General features: G+C 71.7%; 18 protein-coding genes. 9 read left to right on the top strand and 9 right to left on the bottom strand.

What is annotated here, in order from left to right; all coding sequences use genetic code 11:
• Positions 1-9 precede the first annotated feature (9 nt).
• Positions 10-4125, top strand: a complete 4116-nt coding sequence (locus tag OG912_RS24460; RefSeq protein ID WP_326736042.1) for a CHAT domain-containing protein — start codon at positions 10-12, stop codon at positions 4123-4125.
• Here the strand turns inward: OG912_RS24460 and OG912_RS24465 are convergent.
• Positions 4122-6167, bottom strand: coding sequence for a caspase family protein (locus tag OG912_RS24465; protein WP_327711245.1), 2046 nt, complete (start codon positions 6165-6167; stop codon positions 4122-4124). The two genes, OG912_RS24460 and OG912_RS24465, sit on opposite strands and share 4 nt — an antisense overlap.
• Positions 6168-6344: 177 nt before the next feature.
• On the opposite strand from OG912_RS24465, the gene OG912_RS24470 reads away from it, so the two are divergent.
• The 5 genes from OG912_RS24470 (at position 6345) to OG912_RS24490 (ending at position 12499) form a co-directional block, all read left to right on the top strand.
• On the top strand, positions 6345-6803 hold the full coding sequence (locus OG912_RS24470) for a hypothetical protein (protein WP_327711246.1): 459 nt from the start codon (positions 6345-6347) through the stop codon (positions 6801-6803).
• A 35-nt stretch (positions 6804-6838) separates the two neighbouring features.
• Entirely contained in the window at positions 6839-8620 is a 1782-nt protein-coding gene (locus tag OG912_RS24475; protein WP_327711247.1) for a hypothetical protein, read from the top strand.
• Positions 8621-8846: 226 nt separating this feature from the next.
• A complete protein-coding gene (locus tag OG912_RS24480) occupies positions 8847-9482 on the top strand; it encodes a hypothetical protein (RefSeq protein WP_326736038.1) in 636 nt (211 codons plus the stop codon).
• A gap of 100 nt (positions 9483-9582) precedes the next feature.
• Entirely contained in the window at positions 9583-11151 is a 1569-nt protein-coding gene (locus tag OG912_RS24485) for an AAA family ATPase (protein WP_327711248.1), read from the top strand.
• A 55-nt stretch (positions 11152-11206) separates the two neighbouring features.
• Entirely contained in the window at positions 11207-12499 is a 1293-nt protein-coding gene (locus OG912_RS24490) for an MFS transporter (RefSeq protein WP_443061016.1), read from the top strand.
• Positions 12500-12521: 22 nt separating this feature from the next.
• Here the strand turns inward: OG912_RS24490 and OG912_RS24495 are convergent, their stop codons facing one another.
• The 4 genes from OG912_RS24495 to OG912_RS24510 form a co-directional block, all read right to left on the bottom strand.
• On the bottom strand, positions 12522-13319 hold the full coding sequence (locus OG912_RS24495; protein ID WP_327711249.1) for a VOC family protein: 798 nt from the start codon (positions 13317-13319) through the stop codon (positions 12522-12524).
• A 115-nt stretch (positions 13320-13434) separates the two neighbouring features.
• Positions 13435-14784, bottom strand: coding sequence for a carboxyl transferase domain-containing protein (locus OG912_RS24500; protein WP_327711250.1), 1350 nt, complete (start codon positions 14782-14784; stop codon positions 13435-13437).
• On the bottom strand, positions 14777-16234 hold the full coding sequence (locus OG912_RS24505) for an acyl-CoA synthetase (RefSeq protein WP_327711251.1): 1458 nt from the start codon (positions 16232-16234) through the stop codon (positions 14777-14779). The genes OG912_RS24500 and OG912_RS24505 overlap by 8 nt, the downstream gene beginning before the upstream one ends.
• A gap of 183 nt (positions 16235-16417) precedes the next feature.
• Positions 16418-17632, bottom strand: a complete 1215-nt coding sequence (locus tag OG912_RS24510; RefSeq protein WP_327711252.1) for an MFS transporter — start codon at positions 17630-17632, stop codon at positions 16418-16420.
• A 133-nt stretch (positions 17633-17765) separates the two neighbouring features.
• Between OG912_RS24510 and OG912_RS24515 the strand changes: the two genes are divergently transcribed.
• On the top strand, positions 17766-18197 hold the full coding sequence (locus tag OG912_RS24515) for an Lrp/AsnC family transcriptional regulator (RefSeq protein ID WP_326736033.1): 432 nt from the start codon (positions 17766-17768) through the stop codon (positions 18195-18197).
• Here OG912_RS24515 and OG912_RS24520 read toward each other — a convergent pair.
• The 4 genes from OG912_RS24520 to OG912_RS24535 all read right to left on the bottom strand — a co-directional run bounded on the left by OG912_RS24520 (position 18175) and on the right by OG912_RS24535 (position 21966).
• On the bottom strand, positions 18175-19758 hold the full coding sequence (locus OG912_RS24520; RefSeq protein WP_327711253.1) for a GAF domain-containing protein: 1584 nt from the start codon (positions 19756-19758) through the stop codon (positions 18175-18177). The genes OG912_RS24515 and OG912_RS24520 overlap by 23 nt on opposite strands.
• 18 nt (positions 19759-19776) lie before the next feature.
• Entirely contained in the window at positions 19777-20814 is a 1038-nt protein-coding gene (locus tag OG912_RS24525) for a rod shape-determining protein (protein WP_327711254.1), read from the bottom strand.
• A gap of 136 nt (positions 20815-20950) precedes the next feature.
• Positions 20951-21529 (bottom strand): hypothetical protein, encoded by a 579-nt coding sequence (locus OG912_RS24530; protein ID WP_327711255.1) that lies wholly within the window; start codon positions 21527-21529, stop codon positions 20951-20953.
• Positions 21526-21966 (bottom strand): MarR family winged helix-turn-helix transcriptional regulator, encoded by a 441-nt coding sequence (locus OG912_RS24535; protein WP_326736029.1) that lies wholly within the window; start codon positions 21964-21966, stop codon positions 21526-21528. The genes OG912_RS24530 and OG912_RS24535 overlap by 4 nt, the downstream gene beginning before the upstream one ends.
• Positions 21967-22095: 129 nt before the next feature.
• On the opposite strand from OG912_RS24535, the gene OG912_RS24540 reads away from it, so the two are divergent.
• Positions 22096-23115: an NADP-dependent oxidoreductase gene (locus OG912_RS24540; RefSeq protein WP_327711256.1), complete on the top strand. Its 1020-nt coding sequence runs from the start codon at positions 22096-22098 to the stop codon at positions 23113-23115.
• A 90-nt stretch (positions 23116-23205) separates the two neighbouring features.
• Complete coding sequence (locus tag OG912_RS24545; protein ID WP_326736027.1) at positions 23206-23634, top strand: organic hydroperoxide resistance protein; 429 nt, start codon at positions 23206-23208, stop codon at positions 23632-23634.
• The last annotated feature ends 200 nt before the right edge of the window (positions 23635-23834 follow it).

Genomic DNA, 23834 nt, shown 5'->3' on the forward strand with positions numbered 1-23834 from the left:
AAGTGCCGTATGTCCCCAGAGGCCGCGACAGCACACGCGGTGGCTGCGGAAGCCGCCTACCGGAGCTACTGCGAGACCTTCGAATCCGAGCTGCTCACCCGGGCGACCGAGGAGTTCGAGCAGGCATTCGAGGAGCCCGGATCCGACGGGGATTGGGCCGTATGGCGTGTCATGTTCGGTCATCTGCGCTGCTTCCAGTACGACGAGGCACCCTCGGCGCCGCTGTTGCGGCACACCTGGAATCTGCTGAGCGAGGGCCTCGACGCCCTGCCGGACGACGACGGTGAACAGGACGGAACCCGCACGATCGCACACCTCCTGCTGGCGAACTGCTCAGCCCTCCGCTACGACGCGAGCCGGGGGAGGAGCGCCGAAGCGCGTACGGCGCTGCTCGACGAAGCGATCCGGCGGCATGCCGAGGCCGAACCGTGGGCACGGACCCCGGCGGAGGATCCGTCCAGCGAGCTCGGCACCCTGCTCGCCGTTCACCGGGTTCAGGGGCGTCTCCTCCTGGAACGCCACCGGCTGACAGCCGACCTGCGGGCCGCCGAGAGCGCGGTCACGTACCACCGAGCCGTGCTGGCCGTGCCGCCACCTGTGGATGAACTCCCGGTCAGTTGGTATGAGTTGGGCCTGGCCTTGTTCGCGTGCGGAACGGGTGCCCCGGACCGTGCCGCGCTGGAGGCGGCACAGGAGGCGTTCGAGACCGCGTTCACCCTGGCCCGGGGTGCGGAGGCCAGTACCGAGCCCTGGTTCCGGGAGGCGGAGATCCGGCTGGCCGCCGTGCACTGCTGGATCTGGGCGACATGGCAGGACCGGGTCCACGGCGACGCCGCGATTGCGGCCGTGGACCGGCTGCTGGCCGAGCAGGGTTCGGAAGAGCGGCTGGAGCCCCTCTTCCGGCACCTTTTCGCGACCGTGCTCTTCGAAAAGGGGGGAAGAGAGACCGACGGGGCGGAGCAGGACCGGGCCATAGCCATGATGCGGCGGCTGGTGCGGGAGGCGCCGCCCGGCCCGGACGCCGCGAAGACTCAGCGGCTGTTGCTGCTGGCCGGCTTCCAGCAGACCCGCTACTACCACGATGAGGATCCGGAGCGGGCCAGAGAGGCCGCCCGTGCGGCGACGCTTGCCCTGGCCCAGGATCCGGTGGACCCCGAGATGGCCGGCCCTGCCCGGATGCTCCAGGTCTGGGGACGCACGATACTGGACCACCGCGGATTGCTGACGCCCGAGGACGAGAAGGCCATTCCCGCCGTCACTTCCGAGGAGGCGCAAGCTCTCGTGGCGGAGATGGCGGAGAAGATCGGGAACGGCAGCCTCCATCCGTTCCAGGGCGATACACACCCTGACTTTCCGGGGCTGGTCGACGGGCTGCTGGGGCGGAAACGCAAGTCCAGCGACTTCGCTCTTCTGTACGGGTCCTGGTGCGGGATGGCGGCAGGGAGCAGTCGTGCGCGCGTCGCGTTGTACCTGCTGACGGGGTTCCTGATGGTGGATCTGGACGGGGCGGTGATCAGCGAGGAGCGCCGGGACACGCTCATCGAGGCGATGGTGGAGACGGACAAGGACGACCAGGTCTGGCAACGCCGCGCCCACCGGGCCGCAGCCTGGGCGCTGCTCCAGTACGAGATGCGGGGCCGCGGACGCGGGACGGACGAGGTGGCCGCCCACCTCGAACTGGCGGGGCTGGGCGGATCGACCGGCGGTGACCCGGACGACTTCGAATCCGGGCTCCTCGGCATGATGGCCCGGCTGCACCGGGGCCAGGCGGACGGGGCAGTCGATGACCTCGAAGCGGCGGGCGATATCCAGCGGATACTGCGGGACAACCCCGCAGTGCCGGCGCACCTGGCAGCGCTGATCGAGGCCCAGCAGGTGTCCTTCCAGGTGCGGGAAGCCGTCCGGCGGGGAGACCTGGCGGAGGTGGACGAGAGCATTGTGCGGGTGGGTGCCATTCGCGACGGACTGGCTCCGGACGATCCGGCCAGGTCGGAGCTGTGGGTGTTCCTGAGCAACATGAGCATGAGACGTGAGGCACTCGCCGTACAGCTCGACAAGCCGCCCTCGCCGCTGCCGAACGTGCCCACCGTCGAAGAACTGCGCCACGACAGCGCACCCTTTCCCCGTGGTCACCGTGCCTGGATCCTGGGCGACAGTGGTGCGAGCCGGCTGACCGTCGCCTGCCTGAACGGGGACCTGGACGTGCTCGCCGAGGCGCTGGAACTCATCGGAGAGGCACGTGAGCTGGCGGAGCCGGATCTCAGGGCGCGCCTGAGGTACACCGGTCTGCTGGCTGCCACCCATGACGCGATGGCCCGTATGCACCCCGACAGCGGGCCGCGTGAAGCACATCTGGATCTCGCGATCGGTTTCTACGAGGAGTGTTACGCGGGCACGGGCGGACCCGAGCAACCGACCCACTCGGCCGCCGCGCTCGGGCTGGCCCGTGCCTGCCGGGAGCGGGCCTCCCGCCGGCCGCGGGGGGCTTCCCGAGACCGGCAAAGGGCCTTGGCCCTCGGCCTGGACAGCCTGCGTGGATACACCTGGGCCGCGCTCCTTCAGTCCGCCACCGCCCACGCCGCGCAGGCGGTGGCCCAGTCCACCGCCGAAGCGCTCGAAGTCGCCTCCTGGGCGCTGCAGGAGGGTGCGCTCGAATCCGCTGTGGAGGCGCTGGAAGCCTGCCGGGGCCTTTCCCTGCACGCCGCCACCACCTCCAGGACCGTGCCGCATCGGCTTGCCGCCGCCGGTCTCGACGAACTGGCCGATGAATGGCGTGCGGCCGGATCGGGCGCGGGTGATGAGGGCGTGCTCGGCGATGTCGGTGCGGGGGACGTACCGAGCGCGCTGCGCCGCAGAGTGCTCACCGCCTTGCGCGCGGACGCGACCGAGGCCGGTGACCGGCTGCTGGACCCGCCCGGCATCGCTGCCGTCGCCGAAGCGCTGCGCGCGCTCGACCGGGACGCGTTGGTCTACCTGGTGCCGCAGTCGGAGGACGGGGGCGGCGCGGCCGTCGTCGTCACGGCCACCGGTGAGGTGCACGCCCTGCCTCTGCACGGACTCTCCGAACAGGCCGCCCCGCTCGCGGACTACGCTCCGGCCTCCGGCGGTGCGCGGGATCTGGGGCCGGTGCCCGGGGCGCCCGCCGGCCCCGGTCCGGCGGCTGCTGCGGCGGTGGGCGGGACCGAACTGCGCCGCCGGCTCGACCGGTTGTGCGGCTGGGCGTGGTACGCCGCCGTGCGGCCGCTGCTGGACGCGTTCAGTGCGCCCGGCCGTCCGAACCGTCTGCCCAGGCTCGTTCTCGTACCCATGGGACGACTGGGACTCGTACCCTGGCACGCCGCCTACCGGACGGCCGACGGAGGGCGTCGTCGCTACGCGCTGCAGGACGCCGACTTCTCGTACGCCGCGTCGGCCCGGCTGCTCTGCGAGGTCGCGGCCAGGCCCGCCGCCGCGCAGGCCGGGGATGCCCTCGTCGTCGGCGATCCCACCGGGGACCTGCGGTACGCGGGAGAGGAGGCGGATGCCGTCCAGCGCCTGTTCTACCCGAGCGGGACGTTCCTGGGGCGGCGCAGCGGCGAGGCGGCGGGCGGTCCCGGGACACCGGCCGAAGTGCTCGCCTGGCTGCGGGGGAGCGGCAGCCGGAACGGGGTGCTGCATCTGGCCTGCCACGCCTCTGTGGCCGGCAACGCCCGGCGCAGTGCGGGACTCTCCCTGTACGGCGGCACCCTGTTCGCCGAGGACCTGGCCGGTGCGGCGGGCGGGACGGATTCCGGCGGTCCCGCCCTGGTGCTGCTGGCGGCGTGCCGGAGCCATGTCTCGGGACATGGGGACAACGAGGCGTTCACGCTGGCGACCGCGTTCCTGGTGGCGGGCGCCCGTTCGGTGGTGGGCTCGCTGTGGCCGGTGCCGGACGAGGCGACTTCCGTACTGATGCTCCTGACCCACCATTTCCTCCGCCGTGAAGAGGAGCCCCCCGCAAGGGCGCTGAGGAGGGCGCAGCTGTGGATGGCGGGGGTGCGGCAGCAGCCGCCCGGCGGTCTCCCGGCCGAACTGGCCGCGCGGGCGGCGCGGGTGGATCCGGACGACCTGAGCGCATGGGCGGGATTCACGCACCTGGGCCGTTAGTGGCCGTCCGGGTGCTTCGGCACGACGGTGCGCAGCGCGATCGTGCGCGACGTCCAGTGGCCGGACGGCCGGGCGGCGACCCCGTACAGGTCTCTGGAGTACGGGCCCGGCTGTGCCTGCGAGAAGCGCAGCACACCGTCCCGGTCGTCCGTCCCGGACATCCGCGAGCCGGCGGGCCGCGCTGCCCAGGCGGGCAGATGGAACGGCACCGTGTTGAGTTCGCACTCAGCGACGATGAGCTTGAGCCAGTCCCTCGCCTCTGCCCCCGGCACCGGCGCCTGCCCCGCAGGCAGGGAGAAGTGCACGGGCTCCCCGTCCAAGGCGTGGCCGGTGTGCCCCGGTGCGATGAAGTGCCCCGGGTAGAGGGCCGTATGACTGCCGTAGCCGTCCGACAGGTCGAGCAGCAGGCACCACAGGGCACGGTCCGGAGAGCGGTTGTGCAGACGTACGGAGAGGAGCGGCGGCTTCGGCTCATTGCGGCGGTCGACGTCCCCCGGCGCGTACGCGCAGACGATCTCGCCGCTGCCGTCCGGCACCAGGGGCCGGTCGGAGGGCGCGCCCCAGTGGCCGATCTCGACCCTCACCAGTCCGTCGAGCGGAGACGGGCGCGGGGTCAGGTCCCGCAGCCGGTGCCAGCGCGTCAGATGGGTCAGACAGTCGGCGATCTGCCGGGCGTCCCCGGGGGCCGACAGCGGAAGGGGCGCGACGAAACGGCTGCCGTCGCGGCGCAGGACGTGGACGGCGGATCCCCGTATCGCAAGGCGGAAATGCAGGTCGCCCGCCTCCCGGGGGTCGGAAACCTGATGCAGGAGCGGAGAGGGGCCGCCGCCGGGACCGGCGGTGGCGAGCGCCTTGCGCAGGGCCTCTTCGAGGCTGCCCGCAGGCCCCGCCGCCGATGGGCCGGCGGGGTCGATCGTGACCGTGGCGGCGGGCAGGTTCAGCGCGGTGAGCGCCACCGGGTAGACCTGCTCCGGTGCCGGAATCCAGCCCACCGGATCGACCAGGGTGCGGTCCGGCAGCACTGTACGAGCGGTGAGCACCCGGCCGGGTGCCGTGGGCACGGACCCCGTGTCCGCGGCACCCGGCCGTATGCGCTCAGTCTCCGCCGGCCCTTCGTCCACCGCGGTGAACTCCGCAGCGGCGGCTCCCGCCGGGGTGTCCTCGCGCAGTCCGTGCCCGGCCCCGCAGTCGACCTCCCAGCCCGCCGCCCCGTGGCGCAGCAGATGAGCGCTGGTCCTTCTCGCGGTACCGTCCGCAAGGAACGGTGTATCTGCCGTTCCGCCCAGCCCCGGCGGGAAGAGGACCGGTTGCTGGAGGCCGCCCGAACACTGCACCCGGGCATCGGCGGCGGACAGCACCTCCCGGTAGGTGACGCCCGCCCGAGTGTCCCGGACCACGTCGAGCACCGCACGGGTGAACACTCCGTGCCGGCGTCCCTCGAAGTAGGCCTCGTGCGCGGGCTGGTCCGCCCGGCTCGCCGCCAGCAGCAGCACCTCACCCCCGGCCGGCGGAGCGACCGGACGCGCCGGGACGGCGTCGCGCGCCGACTCGGGCGCCGTGATCGCCCACGCGCTGCTGAAGGGCGCGTACCTGGCCGTCAGCACCGTCTCGCGCGTCGCTCCGCCGGAGAAGCAGCAGTCGAGAACCGCCACGACATGGGCGCCGCGTGCGGCGACCTCGTCGAGCAGTACACGCAGCCGCTTGTCCGGCAGCAGACCGTCCGCGCAGACCAGGGCCTGGTTGTGCCCCGTCGCCTCGATCAACAGATCCGCGCCGTGGGCCCGTTGGCGGGTGCCGTGCCCGGAGAACCAGAGCAGCGCGGTGTCGCCGGGACCCGCTGCACCCAGCCGGTCCAGAATGCCGTGCTCCACCGCCTCGACGGTCGCTTCCCGGTCCAGCAGCACGTGCACGGCCGGCTCGGGCGTGCGTCCGTCCAGCAGACGCCGGACCCCGGCGATGTCGTTGAGACAGCCGCCCAGCGACGGGGCCATGAGCGGCGGGTAGTCGTCAATGCCCACCAGGAGTGAATGAATCGTCGTCATACCGGAAAGTCTGTCAGCCCGGCCGGTGCGTGATGGGTGTGTCGATGGTCGTCAACTGGCTCTATCCAGGGCGTAGATGGGGCGCGAGTGTCTCGATGGCTCGATCCGGCCGCACGATGGAGACGGGTTCAATATTCTACGGATCCGATCGACTGCGCAGCTGTGAAACGGGGGCACATGGCGTACATGGAGCGGCGCCGGCGACTTGACACCGTCGGTGCCCCGGACGGCCTGAACGCGATGTCCGGGGGACCGGAACCGTCCCACGCCACCGCGCACGGCCGCTACCTTCCGCGTTCGCGCGCGCTGCGCGACGCCATGGTCGCGCTGGACAGCGGAATCGACGAGGCGCAGGCCCGCCATGTCATCGACGGGATCTGCCGGGAGTACGAGTCCGTCCACGGCGGTCTGCCGCTCGGGTTCCTGGCCCGTTGCCACCTCGGGCCGCCGTTCGTCGACCACCAACTGGCCCTCGACCACACGATCGTGCGTCACTTCGCGCCCGCTGACACATTGCCGCAGCCCTTCGCCGCAGCCCGGATGCTGGCCCGTTCCGGGCGCTACGCGTACATCGAGGTCTACAGCGACGGACTCGCCATCCCGGTACTCGCGGACGGCACCTGTGTACGTCCCTGAAGGGCTGTTGGTACGGGCATGATCGGAGACTGCGAATGAACGACATCGACTACACCCTCCGCCACAACGTGCAGCAGGTCGGCCACCAGGTGGAAGCACTACGCGAACACGTCGCCGAGGTGTCGGGTCAGATCGAAAACGTACGGGCCGTCCAGGAGGCGGCACGGACTGAACTCCAGCAACTGCGAGTCGACTTCCATGAGTATGTGCGCATATCCGAGTTGACTGCCAACATCCAGCGGGCGGAAACCCGTATCGGCGCCTTCCAGGACCAGGTCGACCACGAATTCGGCCATTACAAAGGGGTGCGACGCACTGCCGTGGGCATGCTCCACGCCTTCGATCTCGGCCTGGTGACCGAGGACACCGTGCGTACGGTCAGTGAGCAGCTGATGATCCAGACCCCCCGCTACTGGCTCGCACCCGCACTGGTCGCCCTGGCCTCCTGGTCGGCCGACGATCCGCGGTTGTGCGAGCGGAGTATTGAAGAGGCCTTCCGCCGCGCACCGGACCGCACCTCGCTCTTCTTCGCCCTGGTGCTGCGCCGTCAGAATCGGGCCGATGGCTCGGCGCGCTGGCTGCGTCACTACCTTCTGGCGCAGAATCCCCAGGAGCTGGGCAGGGAGTTCGCCGTCATCCTGGAGGCCGTCGCCCAGGGCGCCTTCGGGCCCGCGGGCCGTGATCTGCTCGGCCGGTTCCTTGACCGGTGGCAGGGGATGATGGCGGACGGAGTCGAGCACGGGGAGACGCAGGACGCGCAGACCCGGCGGTGGCGCACGGAGATCGACTCTCTGCGAGCGCCGTCCGCGGCGTCGGAGTTCCCCCAGCTGGCCGCCCTGTCTCCGCAGTGGCCCGCCCTCGACTCGGTGCTGTCCGGAGCCCGAACCCAGCAGCGGCTGCTCGACAAGTACCGCACCATTCTGAGTCACCGGTCCGCGCCCGCACAGCGCATGGAGGACGCCGTCGACGACATCCTCGACCTGCTGGTGTCGGAGTACGACGACGAGGAGCTGCCCCTGCGCCGCGAACTCGCCTTCAACCGGGCCGTCGTCGCACACGGGGGTGACCTTCCTGCCGCCACCGCGGCCATGAGCGCCGACGTGGCCGTGCACTCGGCGACGGTCGACATTCTGACGCTCCAGACGGCCGCCGCGCTCACTCCGGCGGCGATCGGCGTCTCGGAGGACACCAGGCGGCTGGCCGTCGGTGCCTGCCGGGAGTGGTTCTTCCGCGCGCACACCCAGTTCAGCCGTGACTACCGGCTCGCCGTCCCGCAGGACGTGGAGGCCCAGTTCCACACCGATCACACCGTGGGCGCGCAGAACTTCCGTCTGCCGCTATGGACCGGCTCGTTCCTCCGGCCGCTGGCGGAGCTGGAGGAATCCCTCGCCGCTCACTGGGACCGCCACACTGCGGGATATGTGCAGTCGCTCGGATACCCGCTCCTGCGGAAGTCCGTACCGGCCCTGCTCGTGGTGGTCGGCATCCTGCTGGGCGTGGGGCAGTTCAGTGTCCGGGCTGCCCTGATCGCAGGGGCGGTCGTCGGCCTGGGGTGGGGGCTGCGCATGTACCTGCACGCGCGCGCCGCTCTACGACTTCAGCAGCAGGCCCGCGAACTGCTCGGACACGCGAAGGCCGACTCCCTGCTCCGGCTCCGTGCGACCTCGGCCGAACTGTCCGACTGGAACGCGCGATACGAGGCCGAGGACGCGGTGGAGACGGCCTGCGCCGAGCTGATCGCCGCGCTCGGCACCACGACCGACAACGGCTCACCGTTCGGTGGACGTGTCGTCTCGGGAGAGGGCCCACAGGTATGACACCGGATGAGGCGACGACGGACGGCTCCGGCGCCACCCGGCACCGCCCGCCCTGGGCGGAACCCGGCCCGGAAGACGGTGGCGCGCCGTGGGCGGCCACCGCCGCCCGCCCGGCGGGGCGACGGGCAACGCAGCGTGTGCGTCGTGTGGTCGAGGGGCTGCCGGAGTGGGACCCGATGCCACCCGGCGAGAGCCTCGTGCGCCGGCCCGGCACTGGGGAAGGAACGTGACCGGATTCTGGGGCGACGGTGGGCCCTACGCATCCTGGGGGCGAGCCTTGCGGGCGTGGGCGGGGGAAGAGTCCGCGGACCTGGCCGCACTGCCGCCGCTGAGGCGCGAGGAGTTCGCCGCGGAAACGTGGCAGCGCTTCATCCGTCAGGTCCTGGATGCCGTCGACACGAGGCTCCTGGCGTGGGCGCGCCGCTTCAAGGACGCGTACCAGGAAGCTGAGGACGAGTTCTCGGCCGGCCGGGAACTCACCCAGGCCAGAGCCGGGCTGCGGTCCATCCGCACGCTGGTGGACCACCCCGGGCTGCCGCACGAACTCCACTGTGCCCTCGATGAGTTGTTCGCCCAGCACATCCGCTCGCTGCAAAGCCAGCTGGAGCACTCACTGGAACAGCTGACACGTTCCGGCACCGATCCGGCATGGGTGGAGCTGCGACTGCGAACCCTGCGCGACAACGCCTTCACCGCGATGCTCGATGCCCCTCCTGCCCCGTCCCCCGAACGGCCCTCCCGCTTCTCGCGACTGCGCAGGCCCCGGCGGTCCCCCGCATCCATGGAGGCCGGCCCCCGGACCGCGGATCACTGGTCGACGGACCCGGGCACAGCGCCGGGACGTCGCATCGTGCCGGACTGAGCACGCAAGTCCGGGCACCCGTACGACGCGCTCGCCGCCCCTCACACGGGCGTGTCTCCCCTCCTCCCTCCGTTCCCTCCCCACTACTCCGAAGGCCGGTATGCCGAACTACGCCGAGAGCCTGGTCCACCTCGACAGTTACGTCTCCGCCCGGGTACCGGTGATCACGCTCCGCACGGCCGAACAGCAGCGTGCCCTGCGACTGCTCCGCGAGGCCGCAGGCCGGCCGAGCCGCAGCAACATGCCGTTCTGGATCTACACCAGGGCGACCGGGCTGCGCGACCTGCGCACCCATGCGGCCGTTCACGACGACCGGTCGCTGACCGGGGCCATGGAATTCGCCGCCTCGCAGTTCGCCGCACGGGCCAATGCCACCCTGATTCTCGTCGACCCGCACGACGTCTCCTCGGACACACCGGCCGTCCGTCACATCGCGGAGCTGGCCCGCCTTGCGGAGAACAACATGGGCAGCGTTGCCCTGGTGTCCGACACCCCGGTGTGGAGCGGACTCCAGCGACTGGGGATGGGCCTGATGCTCGACCTGCCGGACGCGGAGGAGATGTACGGGATTCTCAGCGGATTCCTCACCGATCACCGGGGCCGCTTCCCGATCGAGTGGGACGAGGACGATGCCCGTCGCGCTGCCGAGTTCCTTTCGGGTGCCACCGAGTCGGAGTGCGTCAACCTCATGGCGACCGTCGCGGCGAAGGGATCCGTACGGAAGGAGGACGTGCTGGCTCTGGCCCAGGCGAAGGACCAGATCTTCAGCGACATCAGCGGGCTCGAACGCGTCCACCTCAAGGATGCCGACTACCGGGTCGGCGGGCTGACCAGCCTGAGGTCCTGGCTGCGGCGACGGAACCAGCTGATCCATTCCGACCTGCGGCATACGAACCTGCGCCCGCCCCGCGGGGTCCTGCTCGTGGGGGTACCCGGCTGCGGCAAGTCCCTGTCGGCCAAAGCGGTGGCGCAGGAGTGGCAGCTTCCCCTCTACCGGCTCGACATGGCGAGCATCCATGGAAAGTACTGGGGCGAGTCCGAGGGCAACATGCGGGCCGCGCTGGAGACCGCCGACCGTGTGGCGCCCTGCGTGCTGTGGATCGACGAGATCGAGAAGGGGCTGGCCGGGGGCGCCGGAGAAGTGACAGGGGTGGGCCAGCGGGTCATCGGGCACTTCCTGTTCTGGCTCCAGGAGTCGCAGTCCAGATCGTTCGTGGTGGCTACCGCCAACGACGTACGCAGCCTGCCGCCCGAGCTGCTGCGCAAGGGGCGTTTCGACGAGCTGTTCTTCGTCGACCTGCCCGATCCCGAGGACCGCAAGGAGATCATCGAACTGTATTTCGGCCGCTATCTGGGCCAGGCCCCGGAGCCTGCAGAGCTGGAGCGGCTGGTCGATCTGTCCGAGGGTTTCGCCGGCTCCGACATCGAATCGGCCCTGCACGACGTGGGTGCCGAGGCGCTGCTGGACGGCGGGGTGGAGAATCTGAGGCCGTCCTTCGTCCAGGACACCTTCGCCAATACGGTTCCGATGATCAGGGTCAATCCGGAGCGGATCGAAGAGATCCGCGCCTGGGGCCGGGAGCGGGCGGTGCCTGCTGGGCGCGCCCCTCTCGCCTCGACACCGGGTGCCGCGGGCGCGGGCCGCCGCATTCTGCTGATGGGCGACTGAACCCGGCGGCGCCGGCTCGATCCACTCCCGCCGGAACCGGTCGTTACCATTCCCCGTGACCGAATCCCTGACCGAACCGACGGAGGCGGCCGGCGAGCCGGCTCCCCGGTCCCGGATATTCGCCGACCTGACCCCGCTGCGAACCTCCGCCGACTACCGGCGGCTCTGGTTCGGGAACACGGTCTCCTGGGTCGGGCAGGGCATGACGTCGCTCGCCGTCTCGCTCCAGGTGTACGACCTCACCGGCTCCGCCTTCTCCGTCGGGCTCATCGGATTCTGTTCGCTCGTGCCGCTGGTCGTCTTCGGGCTGTACGGCGGAGCCGTCGCCGACACCGTCGACCGGCGCAAGCTGGGACTGGCCAGCGCCTTCGGGTCGTTCCTGCTCTCGGCGGGGCTCGTGACGGTCACCGTGGCCGGGGTGGAACAGGTCGGGCTGCTGTACGGGGTCGTCGCCCTCCAGGCCGTCTGCTTCGCACTCAACTCGCCCGCCCGCAGCTCGATGATCGCCCGCCTGCTGCCGGCCGAGCAGCTGCCCGCCGCCAACGCGCTGAGCTCCATCACCAGCACCACGGGCATGCTCGTCGGGCCGATGCTCGGCGGGCTCATCGTCGGCTGGTGGGGGTACCGGGCCGCGTACGGCGTCGACGCGGTCACCTTCACCGCCTCGCTGTACGCGATGTGGCGGCTGCCCTCGATGCTGCCGGAGCGGGGTGAGGAGAAGGCCGGGGACACGAAACGCGCCTCCGTCATGGACGGGCTGCGGTTCCTCGGGACCCGGCCCAATCTGCGGATGACCTTCTTCACCGACATGTGCGCGATGGTGCTCGCACAGCCGCGCGCGCTGTTCCCCGTCGTCGCCGGGCTCTGGTACGGGGGTGACGCGAAGACCACCGGACTGCTGGTCGCCGCCCCGGCGCTGGGGGCGTTGCTGGGCGGGGTGTTCTCCGGCTGGCTGGGGCGGATCAGGCGGCAGGGGCTCACGGTGCTGTTCGCCGTCGCGGGCTGGGGCACCGCCATCGCCGTGTTCGGGCTGACCCGGCAGCTCTGGCTCGGGCTGGTCTTCCTGGCCCTCGCGGGGGCCGCCGACACCACGTCCATGGTCTTCCGCAACACCATGCTCCAGGCCGCCGTGCCCGATGAGATGCGGGGCCGGCTCCAGGGCGTGTTCATCGTGGTGGTGGCGGGCGGCCCGCGGCTCGGGGACTTTCTGGCCGGGTCCGTCGCCGACCTGACGTCCCCGGGCCTCGCCGTGACCGGCGGCGGGGTCGCGTGCGTGGTCGCGGTGACGCTGCTGGCGCTGCGGTGGCCCGGGTTCGCGCGCTACGACGCGCGCAAACCCGAGGCCTGATCCGGCAGGGCGGGGCGACCGGTCAGGAAACGCTCTCGATCTTGGGCATGTCGCCCCCGGTCGTCGCGCCGTCGATCAGCGAGAACGTGGCGCCCTGCGGGTCGGTCAGCGCGGCGAACCGGCCGAAGGGCATCGTCATCGGGCCGAACCGGAGTTCCGCTCCGAGCGACTTCGCCTTCTCCACCGCGGCGTCGCAGTCCGCGACCCCGAAGTACACGTTCAGATGCGGCGGCACCTCGGGCGGGAACTCCTCCGTCATCTTCATCCGGCCCAGGACAGGGTCCGCGCCCAGGTCGTACAGCGTGAAGTCGACCGCGTCGTCGACCATGCGCTTCACCCCGTAGCCGAAGACCGCCGGGAAGAAGGAGTCCGCCTTCTCCGGCTCCCGGGTGAAGATCTCGGCCCAGCTGAAGGCGCCGGGCACCGCCCGCGCCTCGAAGCCCTCATGGGTGCCCGCCTGCCACACCCCGAAGGCCGCACCGCCCGGGTCGCTCGCCAGCACCATCGTGCCGAACTTACCGACCTGCATCGGCTCCACCAGGACCGTGCCGCCGTTCTCGCGGACCGCGGCGGCAGTGGCTGCCGCGTCCGGCGACGCCAGGTACAGACACCAGGCGGCGGGCACGTCCTGGCCGGGCATGGGCGGCATCAGGGCGGCGACCGCCTTGCCGTCCACGTAGGCCTGCGTGTAGTTGCCGAACTCGGGCAGCGAGTCGCCGTACGTCCAGCCCAGCACCTCGCCGTAGAAGCGCTTCGCCCCTTCGAGGTCGCCGAACGTCGCGTCGGCCCAGCAGGGTGTGCCCTTCGGCTCTGCGGCCATGACCGGTCATCTCCTCAGATGCGAATGGTGTGAATGGCGTGAATGGCGTGAATAGTGCGAATGACCCCTCTGACACGCTAACCACCTCTCGCCCCTCCTGCGCGTCGGACACGGGTCAGTGCCCCGGCCGGGCCCGCCGTACGACCGAGCGGGCGACGCCCAGGTCCACCAGGTCCTGCGGGCGCAGCCGCAGCTGGTCGGCCGTGGCGTGCACCCGGTCCGGGGCGCGCTTCAGGATCGCCGCGGCGAGCTCCGGGGCGATGACGGAGAAGTAGCTGTCCGCGGTGACATGGGTGTTGCCCGGCGCCGCCAGAGCCAGCGCCCCGCCCGAGCCGCCCTCGCCGATCACCAGGGTGGTGACGGGGACCCGGGCCGCCGCCACCGCCGCGAAGGCGTCGGCGATGGCCGCGCCCGCTCCGGCCCGTTCCGCCGCCGCGTCATTGGCCGCGCCCGGGGTGTCGACCAGGGTCAGGACCGGGACCCCGAGCCGGTCGGCCAGCCTGATCACCCGGGCCGCGGTGCGGTATCCGGCCGGGCGGGTCGCCGTGCCGCACTGCGCCACGTAGGCGACCGGCTCCCCCTCGTGCAGCCCGAAGCCGCACAGCAGCCCCGGGTCCGTGCCGCCGCAGCGGTCCCCGTTCAGCGGGAGCCGGAGGCCGAAGTAGGCGTCCAGATACGCCTCGGCGTGCGGCCTGGCCGCGGACCGGGCCCGGAGCACGGCGTCCCAGCCGGTCCGGGGGAGCCCCGTCGTGGTGAAGGCGGCCGGGACCGGGGCGGGGGCCGGCGGGGTGTCGCGGTGGGCGAGCAGCCGGAGCCAGTGGCCCACCGTGGCCGGCAGCTCGCCGGGCGGGACGACCGCGTCGATCTGACCGGCCGCCAGCTGGCCCTCGGCGGTGTAGGCACCGGGGTCCGCGTCGGCCGGCCGCACCCGGGAGCCGGCGAACCCGACCTGCGCCCCGGGCAGCGCCAGGATCACATCGGCGCCCGCCCCCAGGGTCGCCCAGCCGCCGCCGGTCGTCGGGTCGCGCAGGACCGCGAGCTGCGCCGGCCCGGCCGCCCGCAGCCGGGCCGACGCACGGGCCACCCGGTGCAGCTGGGTGAGCGCGATCATGCCCTCCTGCATGCGGCTGCCGCCCGTCGCGATGAGCGAGACGAGGGGGAGCCGCCGGACTGCGGCCTCCTCGTAAGCCGCCTCCAGCCGGTCGCCCGTGCGCTCCCCGAGCGAGCCGCCGAGGAAGCCGAACTCGAAGGAGATCAGGACGCAGGGGTGCCCGCCGACCGTGGCGGTGCCGTGGACGACGGACTCCTGCTCGCCGGTACGGGCGGTGGCCCGGGCCCGGGAGTCGGCGTAGCCGGACCAGTCGAGCGGTCCGTCGGGCGCTGCGCTTCCCGTGGGCGCGGCGGACTCGGCGAAGTCCGCGGTGAGCGCGGCGATCGCCTCCCGGGCCGTCAGCCGGTCAGCCATGGAGGGACCGTTTCATGATCTTGCCCAGCTCGTTGCGCGGCAGCGCGTCCAGGTAGCGGACCGTGCGCGGGCGCTTGTGCGGGGAGAGCTGGGTCGCGACATGGTCCGCCAGCTCGGCGGCCGAGGGCGGGGCGGCGGGGTCGGCCGGCACCACCCAGGCGACGACCTGCTCGCCCAGGTCCGGGTCCGGTTCGCCGGTGACGGCGGCCTCGCGGACGCCCGGGTGGTCCAGGAGCGCGTTCTCGATCTCACCGGCGCCGATCTTGTGCCCGCCGCTCTTGATGAGGTCGGTGGCCTTGCGGCCGACGATCCGTACATACCCGTCGGGGTCGAGAGTGGCCATGTCGCCGGTACGGAACCAGCCGTCGGCGGTGAGTGCCGCGGCTGTGGCGTCGGGGCGGTTCAGGTAGCCCGTGAAGAGGTTCGGGCCGCGTACCTGGATCTCACCGATGGACGCGGGGTCGGCGAGCGGGGTGCCGTCCTCCTCGACCAGGCGGAGTTCGACGCCGAGGAGCGGAGCGCCGACCGTGCCGGGGCGCGGTTCGCCGTCGGCCCGCACGCCCGTGTTCATCAGGGTCTCCGTCATGCCGTACCGCTCGATGACCCGGCGGCCGGTCGCGGCCGCGATCCGTTCGTGGTCGTGGACCGGCAGCGCGGCCGAGCCCGAGACGAGCAGCCGGGCCCCCGCGAGCGCCTTGGCGAGACCATCGGACGCCGACGGGTCCGCAAGCGCTTCCGCAAGCCGGTGGTACATCGTCGGCACACCGAACAGCATCGTGCCGCCGGAGCCCAGTTCCCGGGCGACGCCCTCGGTGGAGAACCGGCCGAGGTGGCGTACGGAGCCGCCTCGGCGCAACGGGCCGAGGATGCCGAGGATCAGGCCGTGCACATGGAAGAGCGGCAGGGCGTGGACGAGGACGTCGTCCCCGGTCCACTGCCAGGCGTCCTCCAGTGCGTCCAGGGAGGCGGCGATCGCCCGGCGCGGCAGGACGGCTCCCTTGGGCGGGCCGGTGGTGCCGGAGGTGTATACGACCAGGGCGGGGGACTCGGGGGAGGGTTCGGGGAATTGCTGGTCTGTGGGGGCCGGGGCCGCTACGGACACGTCCAGCCGTCGCAGCCCGGCCAGCGCGGGCGGCAGTACGTCACCGGGCGCGGCCAGCACGGTCGAGGGCGCGCTGTCGGCGACGATGTGCGCCAGTTCCCGCTCGCCCGTCTTCGGATTGAGCGGCACGGCGGGTACCCCCGCCCGTAGTGCGGCGACCACCGCGACCACGGTCTCCGGGGCCGGGGTGGCCCAGACCGCGACCCGTCCGGCGTCGGCGATACGGACCGCGAGCGCATCCGCCGATGCGGCCAACTGGGCGTAGGTGAGGGCGATTTCGCCGAAACGGATGGCTTCGCGGGAAGCCGCCGGACCGGCCGTGTCCTGGAGTGCAGGCAAGAGTGGCATCACGCCGCGAAGCCTAATTCGGTGAATCCTCGAGAGCCTGTGAATCCAGGACTGGTCGGCCCTGGACGCCGTACGGGACAGCGCCACCGTCCTCGTGCAGACCACCGACCACCAAGGTCGGGCACTTCGGCGGGATCTACGGAGGGGAACAACGCGCTCGACCCGGCCATCGGCAACGGTGCCTCAGGCGTCCCGCTGGATGTTCCGCATCCGCCCGTACGCGTACACACAGCCCGCCAGCGCCAGGTCCGACAGCAGCATGAAGCCGATCGAGTACGAGCCCTTCGAGCTGTAGATCGCCCCCATCACCAGCGGTGGCACGAACCCGCCGAGGCCGCCCATCGCGCCGACGATGCCGGTGACACTGCCCACCTTCGCCTGCGGTGTCACCTGCGAGACCAGGGCGAAGACGCTGCCGCTCGCGGTGCCGAGACCGGCCGCCATGACGAGCAGCGCGATCGTGCCCCCGGGCACCAGCTTCGGGTCGAAGGCCTGGACGATCGCCATCAGGGCGGCCACGCCGAGCGCCGCCGAGGAGACCAGGGCCGGGTGCATCCGGTCGGAGAGCCAGCCGCCGATCGGCCGGAAGATGACCGTGACCAGGGCGAACCCGGCAGCCTTCGTGCCGGCGTCGGTCGGCGAGAGCTCGTACCAGGTCTTCAGGTACGTCGGCAGATAGACGCCGAACGCGACGATGCCGCCGAATCCGATCGCGTACAGCGCGGACAGCTCCCAGGTGACCCGCAGCCGCCCCGCCGCACCCAGCCGGTGGGCCAGCGTGTCGGTCGGCACCTGCCGGCCGGGCCGGTCGCTGATCAGCACCGCCGCCAGGGCCGCGAACACCACGAGCGCGCCGGCGACCACGAGGAACGGCAGGTTGTCGCCGTGCTTGGCGATCCGCGGGGTGAAGTAGCCCGACAGCGCGACGCCGCCCATGCCCATGCCGAACACGCCGAGCGCGAGGCCGCGGTCGGCGGGCGGGAACCAGGAGTTGACCAGGGGGATACCGATCGCGAACGTCGTCCCGCCCAGCCCCAGCAGAAAGCCCACGGCCAGCATCGCGCCGTAGGAGTCCCTCGCCGGGATCAGCAGCAGCACCGGCACGATCGTGAGCGCCGAGACCAGCGGGAACATCAGCCGCGCACCGTACTTGTCGGTGAGCGCGCCCACCGGGATGCGGCCCAGCGAGCCGACCAGCACCGGCACGGCGACCAGCAGGGACTGCTGGAACGAACTCAGACCGAGCCGGTCCTTGTAGTCCGCGGACATGGGCGCGATCAGGTTCCAGGCCCAGAAGGTGAGCGCGAACCCGATCGTGGCCATCACGAGGTTGCGGTAGGCCGCGCCGGAGGGCTTCTCCGCGGCCGGGGCCGGTGACTGCTTCGCTGCTGTGTCCACACAGTCAGTCAAGGGCGCGGGCGGGCGGTGAGCCCGTCGGGATACTCCGAACGAGGGGCCCGCGACAGCGGCCCGCCATGGGTCGCCGACGTCTCCGCAGTCGCGATCGGCCCGAAGCTGGGACAATCGCGGTATGGACCGTCTGGACAGGGAAATCCTCGGCGTCCTCCAGGAGGACGCGCGGATCTCGTACCGCGATCTGGGGACACGGGTCGGGCTCAGCGCCAACGCGGCGGCCGACCGGGTGCGCCGGCTGCGCCGGGACGGCGTCATCCGCGGCTTCACCGTGATCATCGACCCCGCCGCCGACACCAGGACCGGCCTCGTCGTCTTCATCGACGTGACCCTGCGGACGGACACCACGAACGAGGTGTTCGAGCGGGCGGTGCTGACCCTGCCCGGAATCACCGAAGTGGTGCATGTGACGGGCGGGCACGACTACCTCGTACGGGCCACGGCCGCCGACACCGCGGCCCTGGACGGACTGCTGCGCCGGCTCAAGCGCGAGGCGGGCGTCGCCCACTCCAGCACCAGGATCGCGCTCAGAGCGGCGCCTGCCAGATGACGGTCGGCGCGCGCGAACCGTCCGGTTCGCGCCCGTCGTCGGCGACCGAGAGGCGGACCCCGGACCGGCCGTCGGGCAGCGTGGCCGTCGCGTCCACCTCCACCTCGATCGCCGACACCCCGGGCCGCCGGTGCGCCGCCGCCAGCGCACCCCGCAGCGCGGCGAGCAGCTGTCCGTCCACCGGATCGCGCACGAGCGAGTCCACCGCACCGGTGAAGTGCACCGAGGGCTGGAACCCGAGCACCGCGGCCGCGCCGCTGGTCTCCCGCAGCACCCGGCCACGGAAGGTGGTGGGGGCCTCGGCGGGCGGCTGCTGAAGGGCGAAGATGGCCGTCCGCACTTCCTGGATCGTGGAGTCCAGCTCGTCGACGGCCCGCCCGAGCAGCTCGTCCGTGTCCTCGGCGCCGGCCCGGCGGCGCGTCGATTCCAGCATCATCTCGGTGGCGAAAAGACGCTGGACGACGAGATCGTGCAGATCGCGGGCGATCCGGTCCCGGTCCTCGTACACCGCGAGCTGCTCGCGGTCGTGCTGGGAGTCCGCCAGGACCAGCGCCAGCGCGGCCTGCGAGGCGAACTGGGAGGCCAGCAGCCGGTCCACGTCGGTGTACGGGCGGGCGCCGCGCCGCCGGGGCAGGGCGAGGGTGCCGATGAGCCGCCCGCCGCTCTGCAGCGGCAGCATCATGCTGGGCCCGAAGCGGGACCGTACGGGTGTGGTCATCCGGGGATCGGTCGCCGAGTCGTCGATGAACACCGCCTCGCCGCCCAGCAGCTGGACCAGGACGGGGGAGCCGGGGGCGATCGCCGTGCCCACCAGACCGGCCGGGTCCTCCAGCGTGGACGCGACGACGATCTCCATGCCGCCCGCCTCGTTCGGCTGGAGGATCACTCCGGCCGACGCGTCGCTGAGGATTCTGGCCCGTTCGGCCACGGTCATCAGGGCGTCGGAGGCGTTCTCGCCGGTCAGCAGCGTGGTGGTGACCGCGGCCGCGCCCTCGATCCAGCGCTCCCGCTGCCGGGCGCTCTCGTACAGCCGGGCGTTCCCGATCGCGATGCCGGCCTGCGAGGCGAGGACGCGGAGCAGCGTCATGTCGGTGTCGGTGAAGTGCCCGGTGTTCTTCTCGGCGAGGTAGATGTTCCCGAACACTCGGTGGTGGACGCGGATCGGGGAGCCGAGGAACGAGTGCATCACGGGGTGGCAGGGCGGCACACCGACGGAGCGCGGATCGGTGGTCAGGTCGTCGGAGCGCAGCGGCTGCGGGTGTTCGACGAGCGCCCCGAGCAGGCCCGTGTGCCCGTCGGGGAGGTCGCCGATGGCCGCCCGCTCGCTCTCGGTCATGCCGGTGACGAACAGTTCGCTGATCTTTCCGCTCCCGGGGTCCAGGACCCCGAGCGCGCCGTAGCGGGCCCCGGTGAGCGCGGTGGCGGTGTCGATGATCTGCTGCAGGGTGGCCCGCAGTTCGAGGGCGGTGCCGACGCGCAGCACGGCCTCCAGCAGTGCCGGCAGCCGCGGTGACTGCGGGACACCGCGGCTGGGCGTCTCGTCGCGCGGTTCGTCGGTCATCCGCCGGGCCCGGGGGACTCAACCGGCGAGCGGATCGAGAACCATGGGGCTGATCTTGCCCTCCATCATGGCCCCGAGCCCGAGGACCGAGCAGACGTCGGGCCGCTCGGCGATGTGCACCGGCATGCCCGTCGCGTCGCGCAGCATCTGGTCCAGGCCGGGCAGCAGCGCGCTGCCGCCGACCATCATGATCCCGCAGTCGGCGAGGTCGGCCACCAGATCGGGCGGGCAGTCCCGCAGGATCTTGCCCAGGCCGTCGAGGACCGCGGTCAGCGGGCGGTGGATCGCCTGCCGCACCGCGGCGGTGTCGACCTGCACGGAACGGGCCAGGCCGGTCGCCACGTCCCGGCCGTGGATCTCGGTCACCGAGGGGCCGTACGGAGTCAGCCCGTTGCCGCTGAGCGCCAGTTGGAGGGGGCGCACGGACTGGCTCGGCAGCATCAGCTCGTGGAACTGGCGCAGGTGCTGGATCACCGCGTGGTCGATCGCGTCGCCGCCGATGGGGATGCGTACCGCGGTCACGATCGAGCCGAGCGAGAGCACCGCGATCTGGGTGGTCGCGGCCCCGCACACCATGATCATGGTGGCGGTCGGCTGCTCGACCGGCAGTCCGCAGCCGACGGCCGCCGCGATCAGGGTGTCGACGAGCTCGACCCGGCGGGCCCCGAGGCCGACCAGCGTCTCGACGGCGGCGCGCTGGGCCAGCGGATCGCTCTCGTGCGGGATGCAGGCGGCGGCCCGCAGTCGCGGCTTGCGGCGCAGCTGGCGGCGGAGCTTCTCGCCGAGCAGATGGCGCAGCATGCGCTGGGCCATCTCGATGTCGACGACGGTTCCGCCGGAGACCGGGCGGGCCACCCGGATGTAGTCGGGGGTGCGGCCCGTCATCTGTTCGGCGAGCGCGCCGACGGCGATGAGTGAGCCCGTACGGGTGTTCACGGCGGCGACGCTCGGCTCGTCGACGACGAGCCCGAGCCCCTTGACGTACACCCGGGTACGGGCGGCCCCGAGGTCGACGGCGACATGGCAACGGCGCAACTGCTCAAGGCTGACGGTCACGGCAGGTTCTCCCGAGAGCGCTGATGGGGGACCGACGGGCAGCCGGTTCTCTTCGAATCGTGCGCCGTTCGGGGGCTTTGTGCGCGCTGGGATACGCCGTAGGGGGTACGGACCTGACGGCTCGTCGGCCGACGTCTCAGGTGGCCGGCGGGCCGGGGAGCAGTCGCTGGAACAGCCCCCAGGTGAACTCGGCGACGTACGGGGTGCCGGTGGCCGCGTCGGTGATCGCGAGGGCCCAGCGGGTCGGCGCGCTGCCCTCCATCGGACGGGCCGGCGCGAAGGCGCGGGCCACCTCGTTCACGGTGCACGACCAGGGGCGCAGCTCCTCTGCCGGGCCGAGTACCGGGGCGGCCGCGCCCGGGGCCCGGACCAGCCACTCGTTCCACACCACGCCGCCCGGCGCCACCATCACCTCGAACCGCAGGTCCGGCCAGAGCGGCACCGGCCAGAACAGTGCGTCGCACTCCAGGTCGCCGATCGTGCGGCGCAGGGACGCCTCGGGCTCGCCGAGCACCGAACGGTAGCGGCGCAGCGCCCCTCGCCCCCGGGGTGCCCGCGTCATGGCCTGCCAGCGGCGGTTGGCCTCGCGCATCTCGGCGAGGGTGGCGCTCAGTTCGTGCCGGGCGTCCTCGACGAGGCCGGGCTGGTGGTCGGCCATCCGGCGCAGCAGGACGAGCTGGAACTCACGGGGGCCGAAGGGGGCGGCAGTGGTCATGGGGCCAACGGTTCCATGCCCAGCATCCGGCGCAGCAGGTCCCGCAGCACCGCGCGCTCCGTGTCGGAGAGGCCGGCCAGGGGCTCGCGGGCGAAGTCGAGGGAGGTGCGCAGCTCCCGGGCGGTCCGGGCGCCCTTCTCCGTGGGGGCGGCCAGTTTCACCCGCCGGTCGGCCGGGTCGGGACGCCGCTCCACCAGGCCGCGCGCTTCCAGCCGGTCGACTATGCCGGTCACGTTCGACGGTTCGCACTTCAGCTTCTGGGCGATCCGGCGCATCGGCAGCGGATCGAGGGAGAGGAGCCCGAGGACCCTGGCCTGGGCTCCGGTGAGGCTGTGGGCGGCGGCGGCCTGCTCGTACTCCTCGTAGTAGCGCGCCACGACCGCGCCGATCAGCTCGACGACTTCGAGGGTCAGCGGGTCCGTACGGGGGGTGGCCATGACACCCAGGATAGCGGGTTACTTGACAAGGTGAAATATCCAGGCGCATGGTTGTTTCACATCATGAAGCTTTTCTGCTCCGGCCGAACGGCTTCCCGCACCCCTAGGCATCGAGGAGACCCCGAGCCCATGTCTGCAACTCTTCCCACGTCCAGCCGTGAATGGCACCTCGTCGCCCGTCCGCACGGCTGGCCGAAGGCCGAGGATTTCGCACTGCGTGAGGCGCCGGTCACCGCTCCCGCCGAGGGCCGGGTCCTCGTCCGCAACCTGCACTTCTCGGTCGACCCGTACATGCGCGGCCGGATGAACGACGTGAAGTCGTACACCCCGCCCTTCAAGCTGGACCACCCCATGGAGGGTGGTGCGGTCGGCGAGGTCATCGCGTCCGACGCCGAGGGCTTCGCGGTCGGCGACCACGTTCTGCACGGTCTCGGCTGGCGCGAGTACGCCGACGTCCCCGCCAAGCACGCGGTGAAGGTCGACGCCTCCCTCGCCCCGCTCTCCGCCTACCTCGGCGTGCTCGGCATGACCGGGCTCACCGCCTACGCCGGCCTGTTCGACGTGGCCTCCTTCAAGGAGGGCGACGCGGTCTTCGTGTCCGGCGCCGCCGGTGCGGTCGGCAGTCAGGTCGGCCAGATGGCGAAGCTCAAGGGCGCCTCGCGCGTCATCGGCTCCGCCGGCTCCGACGAGAAGGTCAAGCTGCTCGTCGAGGAGTACGGTTTCGACGCCGCCTTCAACTACAAGAACGGCCCCGTCGCGCAGCAGCTGCGCGAGGCCGCCCCCGACGGCATCGACGTCTACTTCGACAACGTCGGCGGCGAGCACCTCGAAGCGGCGATCTCCTCGTTCAACGTGCACGGCCGCGCGACGATCTGCGGCATGATCGCCCAGTACAACTCGACCGAGCCGACTCCCGGCCCGCGCAATCTCGCCCTCGTCATCGGCAAGCGGCTGCGTCTGCAGGGCATGCTCGTCGGCGATCACGCCGATCTCCAGGGGCAGTTCGTCCAGGAGGTGGCCGGCTGGCTGGCCTCCGGCGAGCTGAAGTACAACGAGACCGTCGTCGAGGGCATCGAGAACGGCTTCGAGGCGTTCCTCGGTCTGCTCCGCGGTGAGAACACCGGGAAGATGGTCGTCTCCCTCGGCTGAACCGCCCGTCGGGGCACCCGTTAGGCTCGCCCCAGGCCGTCGCGATCGTGGGCGCGAGTCGCGGCGCATCAGCAGGAGGAATCCTCAAGCATGACCATTCAGGACATAGCCGTCGCGTACACCGCCGTCGCCACCGCTGAGAACGGCCGTGACGGCCGGGTCTCCTCGGACGACGGCAAGCTCGACGTAGTCGTCAACCCGCCGAAGGAGATGGGCGGCAGCGGCGCCGGCACCAACCCGGAGCAGCTCTTCGCGGCCGGTTACAGCGCCTGCTTCCAGGGCGCGCTGGGTGTGGTGGCCCGCCAGGAGAAGGCGGACATCTCCGGATCCACGGTCACCGCCGCGGTCTCCATCGGCAAGACCGAGGCCGGCGGCTTCGGTCTGGAGGTCGCGATCACCGCGACCGTCCCGAACGTCGACACGGCGACCGCGCAGGCGCTCATCGAGAAGGCGCACCAGGTGTGCCCCTACTCGAACGCCACGCGCGGCAACATCAAGGTGGCGCTCTCGGTCGTCTGACCGTCCGCACCGCCCGTACGCAGCCGAGGGCCGCACCCCGTGAGGGTGCGGCCCTCGGCCGTTTCGCCGACCCCGCCCAGCGCACTCTCGTTCGATATTCCGGACATTGTTCGGAATTCTTGCGCGACCCATTGACGCGCAAGCGCTTCGATTTTACGGTCCGTTCGAAGTTACGGGCAGCATTCGATATTTCGAATAGT

The organism is Streptomyces sp. NBC_00464, assembly GCF_036013915.1.
GTDB lineage: Bacteria > Actinomycetota > Actinomycetes > Streptomycetales > Streptomycetaceae > Streptomyces.